The sequence below is a fragment of the Streptomyces sp. NPDC091371 genome (assembly GCF_040684275.1).
Classification (GTDB): Bacteria; Actinomycetota; Actinomycetes; order Streptomycetales; family Streptomycetaceae; genus Streptomyces.
Genome location: NZ_JBFBFP010000002.1, coordinates 41,114 through 54,493 on the forward strand (window position 1 = coordinate 41,114; position 13,380 = coordinate 54,493).

A 13,380-nucleotide genomic window follows, 5' to 3' on the forward strand; every position below is an offset into this window, starting at 1 on the left:
CTCGTGGGCATGAGCCTCAGCACGCCGGACAGCGTCGTCCGCACGTACATCGACACCCACCGCGCCGCCTTCCTCGACGACCTCGCCGAGTGGCTGCGCATCCCGTCCGTCTCGGCGCAGCCCGAGCACGAGGGCGACGTACGCCGCAGCGCCGAATGGCTGGCAGCCAAGCTCAAGGAGACCGGCTTCCCGGTCACCGCCATGTGGGAGACCGCCGACGGCACCGGCGCCCCCGCCGTCTTCGCGCACTGGCCGAGCGAGGACCCGCACGCCCCGACCGTCCTCGTCTACGGCCACCACGACGTGCAGCCCGCCGCCCTCGCCGACGGCTGGCACACCGAGCCGTTCGAGCCGGTGGTCAAGGACGGCCGGATGTACGGCCGCGGCGCCGCCGACGACAAGGGCCAGGTCTTCTTCCACACCCTCGGCGTACGCGCCCACCTGGCGGCCACCGGCGCCGCCGCCCCCGCCGTGAACCTGAAGCTCCTCATTGAGGGCGAGGAGGAGTCCGGCTCCCCGCACTTCCGGGCGCTGGTCGAGGCCCGCGCCGCCGACCTCGCCGCCGACGTCGTGATCGTCTCCGACACCGGGATGTGGTCCGAGACCACCCCCACCGTGTGCACGGGCATGCGCGGCGTCGCCGACTGCGAGATCGACTTCCACGGCCCGGACCAGGACATCCACTCCGGCGCCTTCGGCGGGGCCGTGCCCAACCCGGCCACCGTCGCCGCCCGCCTGGTCGCCGCCCTGCACGACGAGGACGGCCGGGTCACCGTCCCCGGCTTCTACGACGGCATCGCCGAGCTCACCGAAGCCGAGCGCGCGCTCATCGCCGAGCTGCCCTTCGACGAGTCCGAGTGGCTGCGCACGGCCAAGTCCCACGCGGCCTCCGGCGAGGCCGGCTACTCCACCCTGGAGCGCGTCTGGGCCCGCCCGACCGCCGAGGTCAACGGCATCGGCGGCGGCTACCAGGGCCCCGGCGGCAAGACGATCGTCCCCGCCTCCGCGCACCTGAAGCTGTCCTTCCGCCTGGTGTCCGGGCAGGACCCGTACGAGATCGAGGCGGCCGTCACGGACTGGGTCGCCGCCCGTATCCCGGCCGGGATCCGCCACTCCATCACCTTCGGCGCCCCGACCCGCCCGTGCCTGACCCCGCTGGACCACCCGGCGCTGCAGTCCGTCGTACGGGCCATGGGCCGCGCCTTCGGCCAGAAGGTCCGCTTCACCCGCGAGGGCGGCTCCGGCCCGGCGGCGGACCTCCAGGACGTCCTGGACGCGCCCGTCCTGTTCCTCGGCATCTCGGTACCGTCCGACGGCTGGCACTCGCCGAACGAGAAGGTCGAGCTGGACCTCCTCCTCAAGGGCGTCGAGACGACCGCCTACCTCTGGGGCGACCTGGCCGAGACCCACCGCCGGGAGCCCGCATGACACCGGCACCCGCGCCCGCCGCGCCGGCCGCAGCTGTAGTCCGTACGCCTGCCTTGTCCCACCACCGGGGGAGTTGGAAGTACCTGTGAGCACCCGTACCGAGCGCCCGCTGTCGCTCGCCGCGCCCAGCGGGATCGACCGCGCCGCGCACCACCGCCTCGACGAGGCCTGGCTCGCCGCCGCCTGGAGCCACCCCACGACCCGCGTCTTCGTCGTCTCCGGCGGCCAGGTGCTGATCGACGACACCCCCGACGGGGGCACCGGCATCGTGATGACCCCGGCCTTCGAGGCCCCGGCCACCGAGACGCACCGCTACTTCCTGGGCACCGACGACGACGGCGTACGGTACTTCGCGCTGCAGAAGGACTCGCTGCCCGGCCGCATGGACCAGTCGGCCCGCCCGGCCGGCCTGCGCGAGGCCGGACTGCTGCTGGGCCCGCGCGACGCCGGGCTGATGGTCCACGCGGTCGCGCTGGAGAACTGGCAGCGGATGCACCGCTTCTGCTCCCGCTGCGGCGAGCGCACGGTCGTCGCGGCCGCCGGACACATCCGCCGCTGCCCGGGCTGCGGCGCCGAGCACTACCCGCGCACCGACCCGGCCGTGATCATGCTGGTCACCGACGACCAGGACCGCGCGCTGCTCGGCCGACAGGTCCACTGGCCCGAGGGCCGCTTCTCGACCCTGGCCGGCTTCGTGGAGCCGGGCGAGTCCATCGAGCAGTCCGTCGTCCGCGAGGTGTGGGAGGAGGCGGGCGTCAAGGTCGGCGAGGTCGAGTACGTGGCCAGCCAGCCGTGGCCCTTCCCGTACAGCCTGATGCTCGGGTTCACCGCCCGCGCCACCACGCAGGAGATCAACGTGGACGGCGAGGAGATCCAGGAGGCCCGCTGGTTCTCCCGCGAGGAGCTGCGCCACGCCTTCGAGACGGGCGAGGTGCTGCCCCCGTCGGGCATCTCCATCGCCGCGCGCCTCGTCGAGCGCTGGTACGGGGAGCCGCTGCCGAAGCCGGCCGCGTGAGGTTCGCCGCTCCGTAACCTTCGTCACATCACGTCACATCAGAAGGCCCCCGCCGCGGCGGGGGCCTTTCTGGTGCGCGCGCCGTGTCCGCTCAGACGGCCAGGGCCTGCTTGACCTGCGCCAGGCTCGGGTTCGTCATGACGGACTCGCTGCCCGCGGCGGACTTCACGAGCACGGTGGGAACGGTCTGGTTGCCGCCGTTCGCCTTCTCCACGAACGCCGCGGACGCCGGGTCGAGCTCGATGTTGATCTCGTTGTACGCGATGCCTTCCCGGTCCAGCTGGGTCTTCAGCCGGCGGCAGTAGCCGCACCAGGTCGTGCTGTACATCGTGACGGTGCCCGTGTCCTGCATGCTGCGCTCTCTTTCGTGAAGGCTCGGTGGTCCGTGGAGGCCCGGCGGTCCGAGTACTCGAACGTACGCGACCGCGCCGCCATTCCCGACCGTCCCGTCACTCGTATGTCAAGTACGACGGATCCGGGTGCCCTGTGGACAAGTTTCCCGCCCGGCCCACGAGACCTGGCAGCATTGCGGGGTGACAGCAGCAACGCACTCCCCATCCTTCCCCGCCTCCGCCGGCTCCCCGGACTCGGCCGACGCGGTGCTCCTGGGCCTGGACCCGGAGCAGCGCGAGGTCGCGACGACCCTGCGCGGGCCGGTGTGCGTGCTCGCGGGCGCCGGTACCGGCAAGACCCGGGCGATCACCCACCGGATCGCCTACGGAGTCCAGTCCGGCCAGCTGATGCCCGCCAGCGTGCTCGCCGTCACCTTCACCAACCGCGCCGCCGGCGAGATGCGCGGCCGGCTGCGCGCGCTGGGCGCGGGCGGGGTCCAGGCCCGCACGTTCCACTCCGCGGCCCTGCGCCAGCTCCAGTACTTCTGGCCCAAGGCGGTCGGCGGGGACGTGCCCCGGCTGCTGGAGCGCAAGATCCAGTTCGTTGCCGAGGCCGGCGCGCGCTGCCGCATCCGCCTCGACCGGGGAGAGCTGCGCGACGTCACCGGCGAGATCGAGTGGGCCAAGGTCACCCAGACCGTGCCCGCCGACTATCCGGCGGCCGCCCTCAAGGCGGGCCGCGAGGCCCCCCGGGACCTGGCCGAGATCGCCCAGATCTACGGCACGTACGAGCAGCTGAAGCGCGACCGCGCGATGATCGACTTCGAGGACGTGCTGCTCCTGACCGTCGGCATCCTCCAGGACCGGCACGACATCGCCGAGCAGATCCGCGCCCAGTACCAGCACTTCGTGGTCGACGAGTACCAGGACGTCAGCCCCCTCCAGCAGCGGCTGCTCGACCTCTGGCTCGGCGAGCGCGACAGCCTCTGCGTCGTCGGCGACGCCAGCCAGACCATCTACTCCTTCACCGGCGCCACCCCCGACCACCTGCTGAACTTCCGCGCCCGCTACCCGCAGGCCACCGTGGTCAAGCTGGTCCGCGACTACCGCTCCACCCCCCAGGTGGTCCACCTCGCCAACGGGCTGCTGGCGCAGGCCAAAGGCCGGGCCGCCGAGCACCGGCTGGAACTCATCTCCCAGCGGGACACCGGCCCCGACCCGCTCTACGCCGAGTACCCGGACGAGCCGGCCGAGGCCGAGGGCGTCGCCCGCCGGATCCGCGACCTCATCGCCGCGGGCGTCCCGGCCGGCGAGATCGCCGTGCTCTTCCGCATCAACGCCCAGTCCGAGGTCTACGAGCAGGCCCTCGCCGACGCCGGCGTCCCCTACCAGCTGCGCGGGGCCGAGCGGTTCTTCGAGCGCCAGGAAGTCCAGAAGGCGATCCTCGCGCTGCGCGGAGCCGCCCGCTCCGGGGGCAACGACCCGCTCCTCGACGACGTCGTGGAACTGGGCTCCCAGGTCCGCGCCGTGCTCAGCTCCACCGGCTGGACGGCCGAGCCGCCCGCCAGTTCCGGCGCCGTCCGCGACCAGTGGGAATCGCTGGCCGCCCTGGTCCGCCTCGCCGAGGACTTCGCCCGCTCCCGCCCCGGCGCCAACCTGGCCGACCTCACCGTCGAGCTGGAGGAGCGCAAGGCCGCCCAGCACGCGCCGACCGTCCAGGGCGTCACCCTGGCCTCGCTGCACGCGGCGAAGGGCCTGGAGTGGGACGCCGTGTTCCTGGTCGGCCTCACCGACGGCATGATGCCGATCACCTACGCCAAGACCGACGAGCAGGTCGAGGAGGAACGCCGGCTTCTCTACGTCGGCGTCACCCGTGCGCGGGTCCACCTGACCCTGTCCTGGGCGCTCTCCCGCGCCCCCGGCGGCAGGGCCTCCCGACGCCCCAGCCGCTTCCTGAACGGCCTGCGGCCGGGCTCCGCGGCCCCGGGAAGCCTCCCGGGCTCCCCGGCCGACCGTGCGGCCCGCAAGCGCGGCCGCCGGGGCCCCACGCTGTGCCGGGTGTGCGGCAAGACCCTGACCGAGGCCGGCGAGCTCAAGCTGATGCGCTGCGAAGAGTGCCCGTCCGACATGGACGAAGGACTCTACGAGCGGCTTCTGGCCTGGCGCGCGGTCCAGGCGAAGCAGCAAGGACTGCCCGCCTACTGCGTCTTCACGGAGAAGACGCTGATGGCCATCGCGGAGGCCGCGCCCTCGGAGGACGGCGAGCTCGCGATGATCTCCGGAGTGGGCGTCCGCAAGCTCGACCGGTACGGAGCCGATGTCCTGGCCATCTGCGCTGGCCAGGAGCCCGGAACGGGAGATTCTGACGACGCGTAGAAACTCGTCGGAAAAATAGTTTGCACATGCCCGGCGAAGACCCATAGGTTCTTAGCAACGGAAACGGTGGCTTCTCCGAAGCCCTGGATCCGTGCTGTACTTATCCGAATACGCATGGGACGGGCCCCCGGGCCAGGTCCCCGAGACGCCGAGAGGAGGCGAGACCAGTGACCAGCTTCATGACCTTCACCAAAATGACCGATCGCTCGGTCGACGCTTCCTGCCTGCTCGGTTCCGTCTCCCTCCTGGGTACCGGTGTGTCCGCGATTTCCGCCGACCGCCGCGCCCTGCTGGCGACCCTTCCGGTCAGTGAGCGGCGCAATGAGCGACCGATCCAGGCACCGGTGGCAGTACTGGCAGCAGAAGCCCAGGCGCATGGCGCCTATGGCCCCGCCGCCGCAGCCGGTGCCGGATCCCAGAAGCAGACGACGAAGCAGCAGCACCACCTGATGTGGGCCTTCCGTGGGCTCGAACCCTGGAGTGATCCAGCCTGATCGTGAGATCAGGCCGGCGCCTTCAGGGCCGCGGAACCCCACCCGGGATCCGCGGCCCTTCTGTTTGTCCCCGAACGGGGACGACGGAGCGAAGGGGCCTCGGGACTGGCAGAACCAGGACCAGCCGCGACCGGCCGACCGGCCGGAACGACTAGCCGACAAGACGAGGAAGAAAACACCGTGCAACTCGAAGCGCACGCCCCGTCCGTATCGCAGACCCAGACTCTCTCCCCGCCCGCAGTCCCGGAGGACTCCACCTTGACCCCGCTCACCGCGCTGACCGCGCTCGACGACGCCATCGAGAACCTCGGCGTCCCGGTTCCCTGCCGCACCTTCGACCCCGAGGTCTTCTTCGCCGAGTCCCCGGCGGACGTCGAGTACGCGAAGTCCCTGTGCCGTACCTGCCCGCTCGTCGAGGCCTGCCTCGCCGGGGCGACCGAGCGCCGCGAGCCCTGGGGCGTCTGGGGTGGCGAGCTCTTCGTCCAGGGTGTCGTCGTGGCCCGCAAGCGGCCGCGTGGCCGTCCGCGCAAGAACCCGGTTGCAGCGGCATGACCGCCCTCGGAACCATCGACCGCCCCCTCACGCACGACCCCCTGAAGCAGGCCCTCATGTCCCCCTACACCACGAGCGAGCAGCCGCACGGCGCCGCCCACGCAGACTTCATCACCGCAGGCGCGATCACCTCGCGTCAGAACAGGACCCGCGAAATGCAACTCATCCCAGAAGCCCTGGCTCGTGCCCATATGGACGACCGCATGCGTGAGGTGGACGCCGAGCGTCTCGCCATGCGCCTGGTCGCCGCTCGCCGCATGCAGCGGCGGGCCGAGCGCGTCTCGCTGCGCGCCCGCCGCGCGCTGGCCATGGCCGTCATGCACTAAGAGCTGAAGACATCACCACCGGGGGGACCGGTCCGAAGGGACCGGTCCCCCCGGTGCGTTGCGGACGGCTGTCCACCCCGCACGGGGATATCGTCTGTAGGTGGACCAGCCGACTCCCCGCCCCTCCCCGGGACCCGAGGCCCAGCCCGTCGTCTGCGCGCGCTGCGGCACCCAGTCGCCCCCGGGCGGCCCCCCGCCCACCTGGACCTGTTCGGTGGAGAACGGGACCAGAGAGTACTTCTGCGTCGATTGCGCGCGCGCCAACCTCCGCGCGATCGAGGGCAGGCTCGACTCCTCCTGGTGGTGACCGCCTCACGGCGTCACTCGTCGGAAGCGAACCCCGGCAGCCAGGTCTCCAGTTCGTCCCGCAGCCGCACCGTCGCGCCCAGCTGGCACAGCACCCCGATGGTGCTCAGCGTCACGCGGTGGATCAGCAGGTACGAGGGCGGCAGATTGATCTGCCGGCCCAACTGGTGCGCGGGGGAGCGGGGATCGGCGATCCGCGCCGCCTGGCCGCGCAGCCACGGCCGGGTGAAGGTGAACTCCTCGGCCTCGGCGGGCTCGATGATCGGCTTCAGGTAGTCCAGCACCGCGTCGGGGTCCAGTTCGATGGACTCCTTCACGAAGCCCTCCGCGCACAGGTGCCCGTAGACCCCCTCCGCGTCACCGTCCAGGGTCATCCGCAGCGACCTGCCGATGGGCTTGGGCCAGCCCCCGGGCAGCCGGTCGACCGTCCCGAAGTCCAGGACGCCCAGCCGCATCCGGCCGTCCGCCGCCGGTATCAGGCGGAAGTTGCCCGGGTGCGGGTCGGCGTGCAGCAGACCGGTGCGCGCGGGCCCGGAGAAGAGGAACCGGGCGAGCAGCTGACCGGCGCGGTCGCGTTCCTCGTCGGTGCCGTCGGCGATCACCTCCGACAGCGGCGTCCCCTCCATCCACTCGGTCACCAGCACCTGGTCGCCCTGGTGCACGACATCCGGCACGACCACGTCCGGGTCGTCCACGAAGGCGTCCGCGTGCGCCCGCTGGGCCTCGGCCTCCAGCTCGTAGTCGAGCTCCTCGGAGACCCGGTCCCGCAACTCCTTGATCAGCGGCTTGATCTCCATGCCGGGGATCAGCGGACCCAGCAGCCCCGCGAAGCGGCCCAGTTGCTTCAGGTCCGACAGCAGTGCCTCACCCGCACCCGGGTACTGCACCTTCACCGCCACCGCCCGGCCGTCGTGCCACACCGCCCGGTGCACCTGGCCGATCGAGGCCGCCGCGGCCGGCTTGTCCTCGAACTCCTCGAACAGGTCCCGCCAGTCCGCGCCGAGACGCTCCGCCAGCACCTGGTGCACCGTCGCCGCGGGCAGCGGTGGAGCCGCCTCCTGAAGCTTGGTCAGCGCCGCCCGGTACGGCCCGGCCACCTCCTCGGGCAGGGCCGACTCGAAGACCGACAGGGCCTGCCCGAACTTCATGGCACCGCCCTTCAGCTCTCCCAGCGTGCGGAACAGCTGCTCGGCGGTGCGCTGTTGGAGCTCGCGCGCCACTATCTCCGCCGACTTGCCGCCGATCCGCTTGGTCAGCCCCCACGTGGCCCGGCCCGCGATGCCGAGCGGCAGCGCGGCCAGCTTGGCGGTACGGGTGACCGCCTTCCGGGGAAGATCAGACATGCGCCCCTCCATTTCCCAGACAGCTGCGCCGCAAGCGGCGGGCCCGGACGGCCCCTCCGCTCCGACAGCCCCAACGCATCCTGTCATGGCCCTACCGGCCGGTCGCTCCCGATCCTCCTCCGGCGTACTCCAGCGCCGCTGGACGCTCCGCGCCCGCCCCGCAGGGGCAGTCGGGATGCGGGCGCACCGGGGCGGCCTCCCAGTGCAGGGTGGGCAGGGCCGCCTCCCAGCGGGAGCCGGTGCTGGCGGGCAGTTCACCGTCGAGGAACGACAGCGCATGGGCGGCGGCCAGGCCGGCCACCGCCGTGGACAGGCCCAGGTCGCAGGCGGCGCCCGCACGGCGGCGGTGCCGCGACCTCCACTGCACCAGCATCCTCGGCCAGCCGGGATCCCCGTCCACGCGCTCGCGTTCCATGCACCCCGCGCAGGCCGTCGCACCCGGCAGGACGAGCGGCCCGACCACCCCGGTGCCCTCCAACACCCCCGCGAACATGTGGGGGACGCCGGTGGCGACCCAGCCCGCCGAGATCTCGGGATCCGGGGCCCAGGCCGCCAGCCCGTCCCGGGGCGCGACCACCACCAGGGCCAGCCCCGGTTCCGGCCCCTCGCGCTCCGCGGCTCTCGGAGCGGGACCCGGGGCCCACGCGCGCACCGCCTTCCCGGCCGCCTCCGCCCGCAGTCCGCCCACGCTGCCCGGCCCGAGCCCGCCCGGGGCCACGTCCGCCGGCTCCACCCGGCCGCCGTCGAGGACCTCGACCCGGCCGACACCGGCGCCCGCCAGGACCGAGGCGATCACCCCGCCCACCCGGCCGCTCCCGCGCACCTGGACCCGTATCGCCCGGCGCGCGGCCACACCCCGCAAGTCTCCGCCCGGCTCCCGGTGGACGAGGGAGAGCGAGCCCAGATCGGGCCCGAGCCGCTCCAGGGCCTCCGGCCGCTCGCGCACGGCCTGCGCCCGCCGACCGCCCGCGGTCGCGTCGTCGATCAGCCCCGCCCCGGCCAGCCGCCTCACCACCTCGTCCGCCTGACCGTCCGGCAGCCCCATCGCGGCGGCCTCGGCCCGCAGCAGCTCCATCCCCCGCGTCCCGTCGATCCGGTCGATCAGCGCGCCCGTCGCCGTGTCGACCGGTCCGAGCACCACCGCGTGCGCCGGCGTCACCCCGAACTGCACCGTCTGCAGATCCCGCCAGGCCCGCGCCAGCGCCGGCTTCACCTTCGGATACATCTCAGTCCCCCTCGAACCCGATTTCCCCGTCCACTTCCGCAACAGTGCCCGCCCGGCGAATTGCGTGCAGAAATTTGTCCACAGGGGAGGGGTATTAGGCATATGAGATGGAGAAAAGGGGTGTTCCGTGGATCCACTGTGAATCGATCATGTTCGAACCCTGGACGAGCGGGACTTCCGCGACGGCTACCGGGTACCGTCGTGCCGTGTCCGCCGACCCATCGCAGCGCGCCGTCGAAGTCCGCCGGAGCGCGCGCCGCCGCAGGACCGTATCCGCCTACCGCGAGGGTGACCGTACGGTCGTCCTCATCCCTGCCCGGATGTCCGAGGCCGAGGAGCAGCGCTGGGTGGGCGTCATGCTCGACAAGCTGGCCGCCCAGGAGAGCAAACGGACCCTCGGGGACACGGAACTGGGCGAGCGCGCCGAGCGTCTGTCCGAGCAGTACTTCGGCGGCCGCGCACGCCCCCGCACGGTCCGCTGGGTCACCAACCAGAACACCCGCTGGGGTTCCTGCACCCCCGCCGAGGGCAGCATCCGGCTCTCCCACCGGCTCCAGGGGATGCCGGAGTACGTCGTCGACTACGTGCTCCTGCACGAGCTCGCGCACCTCCTGGTCCCCGGCCACGGCCCCCGCTTCTGGGAGCTGCTGGAGGCCTACCCGAGGACCGAGCGCGCCCGCGGGTACCTGGAGGGGGTGGTCGCCGCCGAGCGGCTGCCGAAGGTCCCGGCCGCCCGCGAGGAATAGCTCCGGGCCCGAGGTGACACAGCGTGATATGTACCGGGTCGGTACCGACTTGGCCGGATGTCGGCAGTTGCCGTTAGCCTGAGCGGCACGTATTCACAGTCGGGATGGGGGACGGTCGTTACGTATGGCCAGGGAATTCCAACGCGGCCACAAGGCCAAGATCAGTGATCTCACGGCGGGCACAGATCTGTATGTAGGCGTCCAGATCGCCGGACCCGGACTCGCCTTCGACATCAGCTGCTTCGGCCTCGATGTCAACGAGCAGCTGTCGGACGACCGCTACTTCGTCTTCTTCAACCAGCCGAAGTCGCCGGAGGAGTCCATCCAGCAGCTCGGCGCGCAGTCCGGTGACACGGAATCCTTCCGGGTGACACTGGACCGCATTCCGGCGAACATCCACAAGCTGTCCTTCACGGCCACCATCGACGGTGCCGGACAGATGTCGCAGATCGGCCCGGGCTACATCCGGATCGTGGCGGGCGGCGAAGAGGTCGTCCGCTACGCCTTCAACGGCTCGGAGTTCACCACCGAGCGGGCCGTCATGCTCGGCGACTTCTACCTGAAGGACGTCTGGCGCTTCGCGGCCGTCGGCCAGGGCTTCGACGGCGGGCTCGACGCCCTGCTGAAGAACTTCGGCGGCGAGGTCGCCGAGGAGCAGCAGCCGCAGCAGCAGGTGCCGGCCCAGGCCGCCGGCGCGCCGGGCTTCGCCGCGCCGCCGCAGTCCGCCGCCCCGGCACCCGCCTTCGGCGCCCCGGCCCCGCAGGCACCGGCCCCGCAGGCACCGGCCCCCGCGCCCGCCTTCGGCGGGCCCGCCCAGGCCCCGCAGGCACCCGCCCCGCAGCCGCAGGCGTACCCGCAGCACAGCGCGCCCACCATGGCCGCGCCGATGGCCCCGGCCCCCGCGGCGCCGCCCGCGTACGGCCAGGTGCCCCCGCCCGCCCCCGCGCCGGCCCCCTACGGGCAGCAGCCCCAGCCCGGCTACGGCCAGGTGCCGGGCCAGGTCCCCGGTCAGCAGCCCCCGGCCTACGGCCAGCAGCCGCCCGCGTACGGCCAGCAGCCCGGCTACGCCCCGCAGGCCGCGGCCGCGGCGCCCGGCCTCGCCGCCGCCCTCCAGCCGTACAAGGAAGCCCCCACGGGCACCCGCTGGACCCCGCAGAACCAGCAGCTCATGCGGGTCGACCTCGCGATGGGCGGCCAGGCCGTCCTGGCCCGCCAGGGCAGCATGGTCCTGTACCAGGGCAAGGTCGACTTCAGCTACAAGGGAGCGGGCTTCGCCGGCCGCATCGTCGGCAACGCCACCGGCCAGGAGATGCAGCTCATGCGCTGCACCGGCCGCGGCCAGGTCTTCCTCGCGGAGAACGGCGCCCACCTGCACGCCATCGAGCTCCAGGGCGACGGCATCTGCGTCTCCGCGGAGAACGTGCTCGCCTTCGACGAGTCGCTCCAGCACGAGGTCCGCCGCATCGAGGGCCACGGCATCCCCGGCGGCGCCCTGTTCACCATGCAGTTCCAGGGCACGGGCACCGTGATCGTCAAGACGCACGGCGTCCCGGTCGTCCTGCCCGTCACCCCGACCACCTTCGCGGACAGCAACGCCATCGTGGCGTGGTCCTCCGCCTCGCAGGTGATCCTGTCCAGCCAGGTCCGGCTCCGGCGCAACGCCTACCCCGGCCACAGCGGGGAGACCGTGAACCTCCAGTTCCGCGGCGCTCCCGGCAACTTCATCGTCGTCCAGCCGTACGAGGTCTGAGGGAGCCCGACATGAACGCAATGAACCAGCAACTCGCGGGCTTCGCCCCGACCCCCGTCACGGCCCGCATGGAGAACCACGGCCGGGCCATGCTCAAGGTCGCCATGCAGAGCGGCCAGGACCTCTTCGCCCGCACCGGCTCGATGGTCGCCTACGAGGGCTTCGTCCAGTACGAGCCCAATCCGCCGGCCGTCCGCCAGATGGCCTCGCAGTGGATCACGGGCGAAGGCGCACCGCTGATGAAGTGCACCGGCGACGGCCTGCTCTACCTCGCCGACTACGGCGCCGACGTCGTCGTCATCAACCTGAACAACGACTCGCTCTCCGTCAACGGCACCAACCTGCTCGCCTTCGACGCGCACCTCCAGTGGGGCGTCGAGCGGGTCAAGGGCCTCGCCAAGTTCGCCGGCCAGGGCCTGTTCAACGTCGAGGTCGCCGGCACCGGCTGGGTCGCCCTCACCTCCCGCGGCACCCCGATCGTGGTCGACTGCGGGCGCGGCGACGACGAGACGTACGTCGACCCCGACGCGCTCGTCGCCTGGTCGCCGAACCTCAAGGTCAAGGGCAAGCGGAGCTTCAAGGCCTCGTCGATCCTCGGCCGCGGCAGCGGGGAGGCCTACCAGATGGCCTTCTCCGGCCAGGGCATCGTCGTCATCCAGCCCAGCGAGGACAGCACCGACCGGCTCCGGGTCCGGGGCTGAGGGGGAGCGGGAACATCATGCAGAGCGCACTTTTCGCCCACGCCGAGGCGCAGTCCCAGGAGCGGTACACCATCCAGAACCCGCAGCTGCTGCGGGTCTCGCTGACGGGCACCGACGACGTACTCGCCCGCAAGGGCGCGATGGTCGCCTACCAGGGCCTCATCGACTTCGACGGCGAGTACCAGTCGAGCAACCAGCGCCGGGCCCGCGCCCGCACCGGTGAGGGCCTGGACCTCATGCGCTGCTCCGGGCAGGGCACGGTCTACCTCGCCAACCTGGCGCAGTACGTGCACCTCGTGGACGTGGACCAGGACGGCCTCACGGTCGACAGCAACTACGTCCTCGCCCTGGACTCCACCCTGCACACCGAGGTCATCGCGGTGGACAGCCAGTACGGGATCTCCGGCTCCGGCAAGTACCAGCTCAACATCAGCGGCCGCGGCAAGGTCGCGCTGATGACCTCCGGGCAGCCGCTGGCGATGCAGGTCACGCCCGACAAGTACGTCAACGTCGACGCGGACGCCATCGTCGCCTGGTCCACCTCGCTGCGGGTGCAGATGCAGGCCCAGACCCACTCCAGCGGTGTCTGGCGGCGCCGCGGCAACACGGGCGAGGGCTGGGAGCTCAGCTTCCTCGGCACCGGCATCGCGCTGGTCCAGCCCAGCGAGGCGATGCCGCCGCAGAACGCCCAGATCGGCCAGGGCCTCGCCGCCCAGGTCGGCATGGGCCAGCACGGCTCCCGCGCGCAGAACCAGAACAACGCCTGGAACTAGCGGTCCGGGCAGG

At 72.1% G+C, this 13,380-nt stretch carries 14 protein-coding genes; 11 read left to right on the forward strand and 3 right to left on the reverse strand.

The annotated features are described in order from the left end of the window. The first annotated feature begins 9 nt into the window (after window positions 1-9). Together AB0O21_RS03050 and nudC are read left to right on the forward strand one after the other, a co-directional pair. Entirely contained in the window at window positions 10-1,428 is a 1,419-nt protein-coding gene (locus AB0O21_RS03050; RefSeq protein WP_365165506.1) for a dipeptidase, read from the forward strand. Between the two features lie 73 nt (window positions 1,429-1,501). Then, window positions 1,502-2,443, forward strand: a complete 942-nt coding sequence (gene nudC / locus AB0O21_RS03055; protein ID WP_365165509.1) for an NAD(+) diphosphatase — start codon at window positions 1,502-1,504, stop codon at window positions 2,441-2,443. Between the two features lie 91 nt (window positions 2,444-2,534). Here nudC and AB0O21_RS03060 read toward each other — a convergent pair whose 3' ends face one another. Continuing rightward, complete coding sequence (locus AB0O21_RS03060; RefSeq protein ID WP_329379483.1) at window positions 2,535-2,795, reverse strand: mycoredoxin; 261 nt, start codon at window positions 2,793-2,795, stop codon at window positions 2,535-2,537. Window positions 2,796-2,922: 127 nt separating this feature from the next. Between AB0O21_RS03060 and AB0O21_RS03065 the strand changes: the two genes are divergently transcribed. From AB0O21_RS03065 to AB0O21_RS03085, 5 genes are all read left to right on the forward strand, one after another. After that, entirely contained in the window at window positions 2,923-5,151 is a 2,229-nt protein-coding gene (locus AB0O21_RS03065) for an ATP-dependent DNA helicase UvrD2 (RefSeq protein WP_365165512.1), read from the forward strand. 179 nt (window positions 5,152-5,330) lie between these two features. After that, a complete protein-coding gene (locus AB0O21_RS03070; protein ID WP_365166346.1) occupies window positions 5,331-5,645 on the forward strand; it encodes a hypothetical protein in 315 nt (104 codons plus the stop codon). Window positions 5,646-5,825: 180 nt separating this feature from the next. After that, the gene (locus AB0O21_RS03075) at window positions 5,826-6,197 is read left to right on the forward strand and encodes a WhiB family transcriptional regulator (protein ID WP_365165514.1); all 372 of its coding nucleotides are present in this window, start codon (window positions 5,826-5,828) and stop codon (window positions 6,195-6,197) included. Then, on the forward strand, window positions 6,194-6,523 hold the full coding sequence (locus tag AB0O21_RS03080; RefSeq protein ID WP_365165516.1) for a hypothetical protein: 330 nt from the start codon (window positions 6,194-6,196) through the stop codon (window positions 6,521-6,523). The genes AB0O21_RS03075 and AB0O21_RS03080 overlap by 4 nt, the downstream gene beginning before the upstream one ends. 100 nt (window positions 6,524-6,623) lie before the next feature. Further along, on the forward strand, window positions 6,624-6,830 hold the full coding sequence (locus AB0O21_RS03085) for a hypothetical protein (RefSeq protein WP_365165518.1): 207 nt from the start codon (window positions 6,624-6,626) through the stop codon (window positions 6,828-6,830). 13 nt (window positions 6,831-6,843) lie between these two features. Here AB0O21_RS03085 and AB0O21_RS03090 read toward each other — a convergent pair whose 3' ends face one another. Together AB0O21_RS03090 and AB0O21_RS03095 are read right to left on the reverse strand one after the other, a co-directional pair. After that, window positions 6,844-8,172: an AarF/ABC1/UbiB kinase family protein gene (locus AB0O21_RS03090; RefSeq protein WP_365165520.1), complete on the reverse strand. Its 1,329-nt coding sequence runs from the start codon at window positions 8,170-8,172 to the stop codon at window positions 6,844-6,846. A gap of 91 nt (window positions 8,173-8,263) precedes the next feature. Further along, window positions 8,264-9,397 (reverse strand): TOMM precursor leader peptide-binding protein, encoded by a 1,134-nt coding sequence (locus tag AB0O21_RS03095; RefSeq protein WP_365165522.1) that lies wholly within the window; start codon window positions 9,395-9,397, stop codon window positions 8,264-8,266. A 149-nt stretch (window positions 9,398-9,546) separates the two neighbouring features. Between AB0O21_RS03095 and AB0O21_RS03100 the strand changes: the two genes are divergently transcribed. The 4 genes from AB0O21_RS03100 to AB0O21_RS03115 all read left to right on the forward strand — a co-directional run bounded on the left by AB0O21_RS03100 (window position 9,547) and on the right by AB0O21_RS03115 (window position 13,367). Continuing rightward, window positions 9,547-10,143, forward strand: coding sequence for a M48 family metallopeptidase (locus AB0O21_RS03100; RefSeq protein ID WP_365165524.1), 597 nt, complete (start codon window positions 9,547-9,549; stop codon window positions 10,141-10,143). A 124-nt stretch (window positions 10,144-10,267) separates the two neighbouring features. Continuing rightward, window positions 10,268-11,893 carry a TerD family protein gene (locus tag AB0O21_RS03105; protein ID WP_365165526.1) on the forward strand — a complete coding sequence of 542 codons (1,626 nt, stop codon included), beginning with the start codon at window positions 10,268-10,270 and terminating at the stop codon, window positions 11,891-11,893. 20 nt (window positions 11,894-11,913) lie between these two features. Further along, entirely contained in the window at window positions 11,914-12,594 is a 681-nt protein-coding gene (locus AB0O21_RS03110) for an AIM24 family protein (protein WP_365166348.1), read from the forward strand. Between the two features lie 17 nt (window positions 12,595-12,611). Next, window positions 12,612-13,367 carry an AIM24 family protein gene (locus AB0O21_RS03115; RefSeq protein WP_365165529.1) on the forward strand — a complete coding sequence of 252 codons (756 nt, stop codon included), beginning with the start codon at window positions 12,612-12,614 and terminating at the stop codon, window positions 13,365-13,367. Window positions 13,368-13,380: the final 13 nt, after the last annotated feature.

What these genes read in the sequence shown, in the direction of transcription:
- AB0O21_RS03080 (WP_365165516.1), top strand. Translation starts at nt 6,194, where the DNA reads ATGACCGCCCTCGGAACCATCGACCGCCCCCTCACGCACGACCCCCTG.
- AB0O21_RS03060 (WP_329379483.1), bottom strand. Translation starts at nt 2,795, where the DNA reads ATGCAGGACACGGGCACCGTCACGATGTACAGCACGACCTGGTGCGGC.
- AB0O21_RS03095 (WP_365165522.1), bottom strand. Translation starts at nt 9,397, where the DNA reads ATGTATCCGAAGGTGAAGCCGGCGCTGGCGCGGGCCTGGCGGGATCTG.
- AB0O21_RS03115 (WP_365165529.1), top strand. Translation starts at nt 12,612, where the DNA reads ATGCAGAGCGCACTTTTCGCCCACGCCGAGGCGCAGTCCCAGGAGCGG.
- AB0O21_RS03050 (WP_365165506.1), top strand. Translation starts at nt 10, where the DNA reads ATGAGCCTCAGCACGCCGGACAGCGTCGTCCGCACGTACATCGACACC.
- AB0O21_RS03100 (WP_365165524.1), top strand. Translation starts at nt 9,547, where the DNA reads ATGTTCGAACCCTGGACGAGCGGGACTTCCGCGACGGCTACCGGGTAC.
- AB0O21_RS03110 (WP_365166348.1), top strand. Translation starts at nt 11,914, where the DNA reads ATGAACCAGCAACTCGCGGGCTTCGCCCCGACCCCCGTCACGGCCCGC.
- AB0O21_RS03105 (WP_365165526.1), top strand. Translation starts at nt 10,268, where the DNA reads ATGGCCAGGGAATTCCAACGCGGCCACAAGGCCAAGATCAGTGATCTC.
- AB0O21_RS03090 (WP_365165520.1), bottom strand. Translation starts at nt 8,172, where the DNA reads ATGTCTGATCTTCCCCGGAAGGCGGTCACCCGTACCGCCAAGCTGGCC.
- AB0O21_RS03070 (WP_365166346.1), top strand. Translation starts at nt 5,331, where the DNA reads ATGACCTTCACCAAAATGACCGATCGCTCGGTCGACGCTTCCTGCCTG.